A 9,423-nucleotide genomic window follows, 5' to 3' on the forward strand; every position below is an offset into this window, starting at 1 on the left:
GCTCGACGTGCCGGCCGTACGCCAGGAGAACACCCTCTTCGACGGCCGGGACCTGGTCGGCGCGACCACCGCCCGGCTCGGGGCCGCGCTGCGCCGGCACGGCCTCGTGGAGCTGCCGCCACCCGCCGCCGCCCTCGCCGTGGCCCCGCCCAGCGTGGCCGCCCAGGCCGGCTGGCCGATGCGCTACACGTCCTACGTGGGCGGTGGTGAGCTGCCGGCCTGGCTGCGCGAGCCGGGCGAGCGACAGCGGATCCTGGTCACCCGCAGCACCCTGACCGGCCCCGGCGACCGGGGCCCGATGCCCGCCGTGGTGGCCGCCGCGGCCCAGGTGGACGCCGAGATCGTGCTGGTCCGGCCCGACGAGCGCTCGGCCCGTTCGCTGCCCGGCAACGTCCGGGTGGTCGACTGGATCCCGCTCGACGAGGCGTTACCGGCGAGCGCGGCGCTGGTGCACCACGGCGGGGCGGGCAGCGTTTACGGCGCCCTCGCCGCCGGCCTGCCGCAACTGGCCACGGTGGGCCCGGGGGACCGGCGGCACAACGCCGAGCTGGTGGCCCGCCGGGGCGCCGGCCTCGCGCTGCGTCCGGCCGACATCACCGCGCAGACACTGACCCAACTGCTCACCGACGAGAGCCTGCGGACGGCCGCCGGGCAGGTCAGCCAGGAGATCGCCGCGATGCCACCGCCGACGGCCCTGGTGGCCCGGCTGACGGCGCTGGTCTGATCCCCGCCCCGCGTGCCACAGCCGCGCCCACGCCCGGCTGCGGCAGGATGGCCTGATGCGACACGTCGTGCTGTTCCACTCCGTGTACGGGCTGCGGCCGGCCGTTCGTGCCGCCGCCGACCGGTTGCGCGCCGCCGGGCACCAGGTCACCGCCCCCGATTTGTACGGCGTCCCGGCCGCCGACACCGTCGAGGAGGGCTTCGCGCTGCTCGACAAGATCGGCCACGAGGTGGTGCTCGACCGGGCCCGCGCGGCGCTGCGCGACCTGCCGCCGCAGACGGTCCTCGCCGGTTTCTCGATGGGCGCCGGCGTCGCCGGGGCGCTGCTCGCCGAGCGCCCCGACGCCGCCGGCCTGCTCCTGCTGCACGGCACCGGCGGCGCGCCGGACACGGCGCGGCCCGGGTTGCCGGTGCAGCTGCACGTCGCCGACCCGGACCCGTACGACGCGCCGGACGAGGTCGACGAGTGGCAGCGGGCGATGACCGACGCCGGCGCCGACCTGACCGTGTTCCGCTACCCCGGCGCCGGACACCTGTTCACCGACCCGGACCTCGCCGAGTACGCCCCGGACGCCGCCGCGCAGGTCTGGCCCCGGGTGCTGGCCTTCCTCACCGCCGACTGAGCGCCGGCCGGGCCACCCGACGTTCAGCGGGTGGTGGCGCCGATGCGCGGGGGAGTGGAGAGAGAGACGATCGCCCGCGGTGGCGCGTCACCCCGCCCCAGCTCCTCGATCATCCGGCCGACGGAGACGACCTCGCCCCGGGCCGCCAGCAGCAGCGCGAGCACGGCGCGTTGGCGGGGGCCGTCGGACCCTCGACGGGGCGCTATCGTGGCGGCAATCATGATCCTCACGGGGGTGCGGGAATGACGACCACAGCCTTCGACGACCACGAGCGGTCGCGCTGGGCCGGGCGGGCGGCGGCGTACGACGGCAGTTTCGCGCTGCTGTGCGCCCATCCCGCCCCGGCACTGTTGGACGCCGCCCACGTCGATGCCGGAACCCGAATGCTCGACGTCGGCACCGGTTCCGGGACCGTCGCCGGGTTGGCGTGCGCGCGCGGCGCCAGTGTGGTGGCCGTCGACGCGGAGCCCAGCATGGTCGACCTGGCCCGCAGCCGGCTCCCGTCCGCCGACGAGGTTAGCCTCGCGGCTCTGCCCCATCTCCCGTTCGACTCCGGGCAGTTCGACGCGGCCGTGGCGAACTTCGTGATCAATCACGTGGGCGACCCGGCGGCCGCGATCACCGAACTCCGACGGGTCGTCCGGCCGGGCGGACGGATCGCGGCGACGATCTGGCCCCACCCGCCGCCCGAGGCGCAGAGCCTCTGGGGCGAGGTCTTCGACGCTGCCGGGGTCGACCGCCCGACCTCGATGCCGAGGGTGGACGCGGAGCGGGACTTTCCCCGTACCCCCGAGGGGTTCGCCGGGTTGCTCGACGCCCCCGGCCTCGCCGACGTGCGGTGCGAGACGATCACCTGGGCGCACCGCACCGACCCCGAGGCGTGGTGGAGCGGCCCGGCGAACGGCATCAGCGGGCCCGGCCTGCTGATGGAGACCCAGCCGCCGGCGGTGATCGCCCGCATTCGTGCCGCGTACGACGAGCTGACCGCCGCCTACCGCGACCCGGACGGCCTGCTCGCGCTGCCCACCGCCGCGCTGTTGGCCTCGGCGTCCGTGCCGTAGGACGACTCGGCTGTGCCCGCCCCGCCGGGGGGTGGGGCACGGCGTCGAGAATGGGCGGCATGGAGTTCCTGTGTTACCACCGCGACCGGCCCGACTCGGCGACGTTGCGCGACGAGTTGCTGGCCGAGCACTGGACCTACATGGACCGGTTCGCGGCGGAGATGATTGCGCGTGGCCCTACCCTGTCCGGCGACACGGCCACCGGCAGCGTGCACATCGTCGACGTGCCCGACCCGGGCGCCGCGCGGGCGTTCGCCTTCGACGATCCGAACTACCAGGCCGGCGTGTACCGGGATGTGCTGCTGCGCCGGTGGCGCAACACGCTGGGCCGCACGATGTGGGACTTTCCCGGCGGTCGGACCGGCGGCAACCGGTATCTGGTGCTCGGCCTCGGCGCGGGGCCGGCCGTTGACCTGGCCGTGCCGCCCGACCGGGACGAGCTGATCGCGTACGGGCCGCTGCTGTCCGACGACGGCGACACCTGGCTCGGCACCGCCGCGCTGGTTCGGGCGCCGACCCCGGACGCGGCGCGCGCCATCCTGACCGTGGAGCGGTACGCCGACGTCGAGGTGCACCACTGGCAGTTCGGCGGGCGACCGGTCTGACCCCTCAGGCGGCGGCCAGGCCGTTCGGCCAGTGGATCAACGGGGGGCGAGGTGCGGCGCGCACGACCCTGGCCGGTGGGCCGACGCCGGCGGGTCCGCCGCGTTCGGGTGGCCCCGGCACGGTGGGCACCGCACGGATCGTCGCCGGGGCCCGGGCCACGTCCGCAAGCCAGTGCCCGCCCGTGTTGGTCGGCGTCGCGGACGCTCGGGTCGGAGGCACGTCACTGGCGGACGCGACGGCGCGCAGGCGGCGGGCACCCGCCGGGCGGATGGCCCCGCGACTCGGCGCGGCCGGTGCGGTGGCCATCGTCGCCGTCGGGAGACGTCGGTGCGGCGGTTCGGTGCGGCGCGATGAGACCGTCGGGGCCACCACCGCGAAGACGGCGCCGAGGCGGCCAGCCCGGGAGCGAACGGCGTCGAGACGCGCCATGTCGGCTGGGCGGTCCGCGACAGGGTGATCTGCGGCGGAACGGTCCGCGGCGCGACGGACCGAGGTGGGGTCGAGGGCGTCCGGGCGGACGGTGTCGAGGCGCGGTGCTTCGGCGGCACGGCGGCCGAAGACGGCCCGCAACGCGCGGGGCAACCGCTCGGCGGCGACCTGGCGCAGCGCGGGCGCGGCGAACACGTACCCGTCGGCGCGCCGGGGGAGCAGCAGCCCGGCCGCGACCAGCCCGCGTAGGGCCGATGCGGACTGGCCAGGCGCCCAACCGAGGGCCCGGTCGACCGCAGTGCCGGAGACCGGACCGCCGGTGGTGGCAGCGGCCATCAGCACCGCCCGTCGTTCACCGTCGAGGTGGTCCAGCTCCGCGCCGACGGCCCGGCGGACCGCGTCGGGCAGCGGGAGCGTCACCCGGTCGGCGCCGTCCACGATTGACCGCACGTACGCCGCCGCGTGGCCGGGACGGCCCGCCACCAGTGGCAGCAGCCGGTCGGCCAGGGTCACCGGTTGCCCCGCCCGGGTGAGCAGGTGGCGCAGCAGCCGCCCGGACTGCACCGTGGCCAGGGGACGGATCGGCACGCGGCGGGCCGGGCCGGGTCGGGTGTCGGCCCACTGCGGCTGATGCACGGTGAGCACCGCCAGCGGCAGCCCGCGTGCCGCCGCCGCGGTGAACAGCGCGTGCAGGAAGTGGCTCACGACGGGCGCGGCACGGTCCACGTCGTCCACGGCGACGACCAGCGGTCGGTGGGCGGCCAGGCGCAGCAGCACGTCCCGGCAGACCGCCGCGGCGGCCAGCGCCTCGGCCGAACCGTCCGGGGTGGTCAGCAGCGATTGCAGCGCCACCACCGCCGCCGCGACCCGGTCCGGCGGGTACAGCGGTGTCAGAGCGTCGGTCAGGCGGTCGCGGACCGCCGCCGGGCCGTCGCCGTGGCGGATGCCGGCGACGCCGCGGACCAGCTCGGCGACCGGCGCGAGCACCTGGTCGGGGTACGGCGGGCAGCCCACCACGCACCAGCGCACCGGCATCCCGTCCACCGTGCGCAGCGCGCGGGCCAGCTCGTGCAGCAGTCGGCTGCGGCCGCTGCCGCTCGGGCCGACCAGGGACACCCAGCGCGGTTCGCGCTCGTGCAGCGCCCGGGTCACCTGGTCGGTGATGCTGGCCAGTTCGCGACGTCGCCCGATCAGCGGGCCGTCGTGTCGGTCGGCGCCCGGTCGCGCCAGGCCGGCGGCATGCCACACCGGCATCGGCGGTACCCGGCCGGCGACCGGCACCGGCGCCAGTTGACGCTGCACGATGAGACCGGCGGTGGCCCGCGCCGTGGCGGCGCACAGCGCGACGGCGCCGGGTGCGGCGTACTCCTGCAGGCGGGCCGCGGTGGTGATCACCGCGCCGCTGGCCACGCCGTGGCCGCCGCTGACCGCGTCGCCCAGGTCGACCACCGCCTCGCCGGTGGCGACCCCGACGCGCACCCGCAGGGTGATGTCGCCGAGGATCGGCCGGCGATCCAGCGCGGCCTGGATCTCCAGCCCCGCCCGCACCGCCCGGTACGCGTCGAAGCCGTCGGAGTGTCGCGCCCCGAACAGCGCCATCACCGCGTCGCCGACGTACTTCTCGACCACGCCGTGCCAGCGGCGCAGCACGGAGGCGACCGTGTCGAAGTACGCCCGTTGCAGCGCCCGGACGTCCTCCGGGTCGAGCCGGTCGACCAGTGCGGTGGAGCCGACGATGTCGGCGAACAGCACGGTGACCGTCCGTCTCTCCTCGGCCACCGGCCAGTGTGGGCGGTCGGTCCGCTGCGTGTCGGCGACGATAGTGATCATGGGTGCGCACCGGTCCTTCCCCCGCTGATGGCTGACGACCCTCGGAGATTGGCATTCCTGGGCTGACGGGGGATCGGCAGAACGACGTATGTCGGCCACCCGCAACCTTTAGTCGCAATGTCGACGCGAGGAGTACCACAAGCGGCAGATGGCCGTAGAACGGTACGGGGGCGTGTGATTAGGCTGCGTCCCATGGCCAGCGATGTGGACACCGCACCGCTCGTGGGCCGGGCCGAGCTGGTGCAGACGGTTCGGTCGGCGCTGCTTGGTGACGTGGCACAGGGGCAGACGGCCGCCGTCTTCCTCACCGGTGAGAGCGGTGTGGGCAAGACCCGCCTCCTCGGTGAGATCGGTGCCCGATTGCGCGACCAGGGCGCATTGGTGCTGACCGGCAGTTGCCTGGACATCGGCGACGCCTCGCCGCTGCACCCGTTGCTGCAGGCGCTGCGGCGTTTCGACGGGGACCTGTCCGCGGCGCAGGCGCGCACCTCCTCGGCGGTGCGCGGGCTGTTGCAGATGTTCGCCGACGAGACGGGCGGCCCGGACGGCGCGGGCGCCCTGCTGGAACGCGTCTCCAGGGGCCTGCACCTGATCGCCGAGGGGCGACCGCTGGTGCTGATCCTGGACGACCTCCAGTGGGTCGACCGCAGCACCCGCCAGCTCCTGCTCTATCTGCTGGCCGGTCTCGGTGACCTCCAGCTCTCGGTGCTGGCCGCGGTGCGGGCCGAATCGTTGCAGGGCGCGCACCCGCTGCGCCGGGTGCTCACCGAGCTGCGCCGGCTGCGGACGGTCCGGGTGCTCGACCTGTCCCCGCTGGACCGCGCCGGCACCGAGCAGCTCGCCGCCGCGGTGGTCGGCCGGGCGCTTCCGCCCGACGCGGCCGAGCAGGTGTGGCAGCGCAGCGGCGGCAACCCGTTCGTCATCGAGGAGTTGGCCCGCGACCTGCGCGACGGGCGGGACGGGCTGTCCGAGACGCTGCGCGAGATCTTCCTCGACCGGGTCGACGCGCTGCCGCAGCACGCGCACGCCGTGGTGCACGCGGTGGCGGCGGGCGTCGAGCCCGTGCAGCACTGGCTGCTGGCCGAGGTGTTGCGGCTGCCCGAGGACGAGCTGATCGACGCCGCACGCGCCGCGGTCGCGCACCGGCTGCTGGTCGGCGCCGACGACGGCTACCGGCTGCGGCACCGCCTCGTCGCCGAGGTGCTGGCGCACGAGCTGCTGCCGGCCGAACGCTCCGGGCTGCACCGCCGCTACGCCGAGGCGCTGACCGCGGCGCCGGGCGAGCTGCACCAGGCCCGGCTGGCGCATCACTGGCGGCTGGCCGGCGAGCCGGCGCGGGCGTTGCCGGCGGCGGTGGCCGCCGCGCAGGAGGCTGAGCGGCTGCACGGTTACGCCGAGGCGCACCGCCACTGGACGGCGGCGTTGCACCTGGCCGGCGACTCCGGCTCGCTGGAGGTGGACCGGATCGAGCTGCTCGGCAACGCCGCCGAGGCGGCCCACCACTGTGGGGAGCACGCCCGCGCGTTGGCCCTGCTGGAGGAGTTGGCCGCCGTACAGGGTGGCGCTCCGAGCTGCGCGCTGCACATCCGCCGGGCCCGGTACCTGGCCGCCGCGGGGCGCTCGGCGCTCGCCGAGGAGGAGTACGAGCGGGCGCTGGAGGCGGCGGACTGCTCGCCGCGAGACCGGGCCGCCGCCGCCGCGCGGCTGGCCGAGCTGTTGCTGCACCTGGGCCGCTACGCCGACGCCGGCGAGCGGGCGCGGGAGGCGCTGGCGCTGGCCGAGAACGCGGAGGGTTCCGCCACCGAGGTCGTGCTGGCCAGCTCGGCACTGGGCTTCAGCGACGCCTTTCTGGAAGACCCGGACGCCGGTCTGGCGGTCATGCGCGACGCCCTCGACACCGCCGAGCGCGCCGGCCAGCCCGAGGACGTGGCCTGCGCCTACCTGCACCTGGCGGAGCTGCTGACCGGGCCGCTGAACATCCTCGAAGAGGGCGTGGTGGTGGCACGGCGGGGCGCCGAGCGGGTGGCCGAGCTGGGGTTGGGCCGCACCTGGGGCACCCGACTGCTGGCCATCGCCATCAACGGGCTGTTCCGGGTGGGCCAGTGGGCCGAGGCGGAGAAGGTGGTCGCCGTGGCCCTGCGGCACCGACCGTCCGGCGCGGACGCCGTCGAGTTGCTGCTCGCCCGATGCCGGCTCTCGGTGGGCTACGGCGACATCGAGGCCGCCGGTCGGGACCTCGACGCGGTGGCGACCCTGCTCGCCGGCGGTGGGGCGCGCCACGTCATCCCGCTGCTCACCCTGCGGTCCGGGTTGGCGATGTGGGAGGGTCGGCACGACGTGGCGCGGCTGGCGGTCCAGCGCGGCCTCACCGAGAGCCGCTCCGACGACGTGATGATCCTGTCCGCCCTGGTCTGGCACGGGCTGCGCGCCGAGGCGGAGGCGCACTCCAGCCGCACCGTGGACGTGGACCCGACGGCCGTACGCCGGCTGCGGGACGTCGCCGACCGGATGGCCCGCAAGAGCGCCGGAGCGGCCCGACCGGTGCGCTCTGTGGTGGAGGGCTTCCTGGCCCTGTGCGCCGCCGAGGTGAGCCGCCTCAACGGCAGCGACCCGGAGCTGTGGGCCACCTCGGTCGCCGAGTGGGACCGGCGTAACCACCCCTATCCGGCGGCGTACTCCCGCCTGCGGCAGGCGGAGGCTCTGCTGGCCCGGCGCAGTCGGGTGGCCACCGCGGGCAAGCTCCTGCGGGAGGCGTACGGAGTGGCGCAGGGGTTGGGCGCGGTGCCGTTGACCTCGGAGATCCGGGAGTTGGCGGGGCGGGCCCGGGTGTCGCTGCAGGAGCGCGACGCCGACGGCGCGCGCGCCGCCGCGTCGGCCGAGCCGGTCGGCGACGAGTTGGCTGCCCTCACCGCGCGCGAGCGGGAGGTGCTCGCGCTCGTCGCCGAGGGGTTGACCAACAAGGAGATCGGGCAGCGGCTGTTCATCAGCGAGCGGACCATCGGTGTGCACGTGTCGCACATCTTCGACAAACTCCAGGTCCGCACCCGCGTCCAGGCCAGCGCGATCATGCTGCGCAACTCCCGCGGCTGACGGCACCGGTACGTATCCCGGCGCGTGTGCGCGCCGGATACGTCGTTCTACTGATCCCGGCGGCGGCCCTCGGCTGAGAGGCTGAGGCCCGTCGACGGCGTCACGGGGGCGTCACGACCACAATGGAGGAGAGATGACCGAACCCGTCTGGGGGCCCGTGCACCGGGACATCGTCGACCTGCTGGCCGACCATCCGGCGGACGTGCCAGCGGTGGTCGATCACCTCACCAAGCTCCAGGACATGCTGGTGCGGCTGCCGCCGCTGGAGGCGAGCTGCCCGCTCGCCGACTTCAACAAGCTCTACCTGACGATCACCAGCAGCGTGCTGGACGGTCTGTACGACGACCGTTTCGTCGACCCGGTGTTCCTCTCCCGGCTGGATGTCGAGTTCGCGGCCCGCTACTTCGACGCCCTGCGGCTGTGGACCGACTCCAGCCCCGGCACGCCGAAGGCGTGGTCGTGTCTGTTCTCGCGGATGCGCGGGCCGGACGCTCGCCCGTTGCCGTCGGCGGCGGCAGGTGTGAACGCGCACATCAACTTCGATCTGCCGTTCGCGTTGGTGACGACGTTCGACCACCTGGAGTCGGAGCCGGTCGACGGCACCGACCAGCACCACGACTACCTGGAGATCAACAACATCTTCGCGGACAAGATCCCCGGCCTGCGCCGAGGCTATCTGGAGCGGTGGCAGCTGCTCATCGACATGCTCAACGGCGACATCGACGACTGGTACCAGGGGGAACTGGTCGAGTACACCCGCGATGTCGCCTGGCGCAACGCGCAGAAGATCTGGCGGTGCCGGCACGATCCGGACGCCCGCGAGTGTGAGCGCACGCGGTTGGACGACAACGCCGCGGCGCTCGGCCGGTTGCTGCTCTCGCCCCTCGGGGCGTTCCTGCAGTAGCCGGGACGGGGGGTCCCCGCGCTCCGCCCGTGGGGGCGGCGGAGCGCGGGGGCGCGTCCGCCCCACCAGCTCCACCACCCGCGGGTCGACCGGTGTTCACCGGCGGCGGCGGGGAGTCAGCCGGTCGGCTCGGGGGGTGTCGACCGTCTGCCGTCGT

Annotated in this window: 8 protein-coding genes; 6 read left to right on the forward strand and 2 right to left on the reverse strand. The window is 75.1% G+C overall.

The features are described from left to right. The coding region (locus ABZU46_RS29100; RefSeq protein WP_354862746.1) for a nucleotide disphospho-sugar-binding domain-containing protein at positions 1-724 on the forward strand (724 nt) is incomplete at its 5' end. A gap of 55 nt (positions 725-779) precedes the next feature. Continuing rightward, entirely contained in the window at positions 780-1,346 is a 567-nt protein-coding gene (locus tag ABZU46_RS29105) for a dienelactone hydrolase family protein (RefSeq protein ID WP_354862748.1), read from the forward strand. Between the two features lie 23 nt (positions 1,347-1,369). On the opposite strand, the gene ABZU46_RS29110 is transcribed toward ABZU46_RS29105, so the two are convergent. Beyond that, a complete protein-coding gene (locus ABZU46_RS29110; RefSeq protein WP_354862749.1) occupies positions 1,370-1,567 on the reverse strand; it encodes a hypothetical protein in 198 nt (65 codons plus the stop codon). A gap of 21 nt (positions 1,568-1,588) precedes the next feature. Between ABZU46_RS29110 and ABZU46_RS29115 the strand changes: the two genes are divergently transcribed. Next, positions 1,589-2,407 (forward strand): class I SAM-dependent methyltransferase, encoded by an 819-nt coding sequence (locus ABZU46_RS29115; protein ID WP_354862750.1) that lies wholly within the window; start codon positions 1,589-1,591, stop codon positions 2,405-2,407. Between the two features lie 59 nt (positions 2,408-2,466). Then, positions 2,467-3,012, forward strand: a complete 546-nt coding sequence (locus ABZU46_RS29120; RefSeq protein ID WP_354862752.1) for a YciI family protein — start codon at positions 2,467-2,469, stop codon at positions 3,010-3,012. Between the two features lie 4 nt (positions 3,013-3,016). Here the strand turns inward: ABZU46_RS29120 and ABZU46_RS29125 are convergent, their stop codons facing one another. Beyond that, positions 3,017-5,272 (reverse strand): adenylate/guanylate cyclase domain-containing protein, encoded by a 2,256-nt coding sequence (locus ABZU46_RS29125; RefSeq protein WP_354862754.1) that lies wholly within the window; start codon positions 5,270-5,272, stop codon positions 3,017-3,019. A gap of 192 nt (positions 5,273-5,464) precedes the next feature. Here ABZU46_RS29125 and ABZU46_RS29130 point away from each other — a divergent pair, with 192 nt between their 5' ends. Both ABZU46_RS29130 and ABZU46_RS29135 read left to right on the forward strand, forming a co-directional pair. Continuing rightward, the gene (locus ABZU46_RS29130; protein WP_354862755.1) at positions 5,465-8,362 is read left to right on the forward strand and encodes an AAA family ATPase; all 2,898 of its coding nucleotides are present in this window, start codon (positions 5,465-5,467) and stop codon (positions 8,360-8,362) included. A 133-nt stretch (positions 8,363-8,495) separates the two neighbouring features. Continuing rightward, the gene (locus ABZU46_RS29135; RefSeq protein ID WP_354862756.1) at positions 8,496-9,266 is read left to right on the forward strand and encodes a DUF5995 family protein; all 771 of its coding nucleotides are present in this window, start codon (positions 8,496-8,498) and stop codon (positions 9,264-9,266) included. Positions 9,267-9,423: the final 157 nt, after the last annotated feature.

Origin of the sequence: Micromonospora sp. NPDC005197 (genome assembly GCF_040608295.1) — a bacterium.
In the GTDB taxonomy this organism is placed as follows: Bacteria; Actinomycetota; Actinomycetes; order Mycobacteriales; family Micromonosporaceae; genus Micromonospora.

Coding starts and splice junctions, on each gene's coding strand:
- ABZU46_RS29105 (WP_354862748.1), top strand. CDS start 780: ATGCGACACGTCGTGCTGTTCCACTCCGTGTACGGGCTGCGGCCGGCC.
- ABZU46_RS29110 (WP_354862749.1), bottom strand. CDS start 1,567: ATGATTGCCGCCACGATAGCGCCCCGTCGAGGGTCCGACGGCCCCCGC.
- ABZU46_RS29115 (WP_354862750.1), top strand. CDS start 1,589: ATGACGACCACAGCCTTCGACGACCACGAGCGGTCGCGCTGGGCCGGG.
- ABZU46_RS29120 (WP_354862752.1), top strand. CDS start 2,467: ATGGAGTTCCTGTGTTACCACCGCGACCGGCCCGACTCGGCGACGTTG.
- ABZU46_RS29125 (WP_354862754.1), bottom strand. CDS start 5,272: ATGATCACTATCGTCGCCGACACGCAGCGGACCGACCGCCCACACTGG.
- ABZU46_RS29130 (WP_354862755.1), top strand. CDS start 5,465: ATGGCCAGCGATGTGGACACCGCACCGCTCGTGGGCCGGGCCGAGCTG.
- ABZU46_RS29135 (WP_354862756.1), top strand. CDS start 8,496: ATGACCGAACCCGTCTGGGGGCCCGTGCACCGGGACATCGTCGACCTG.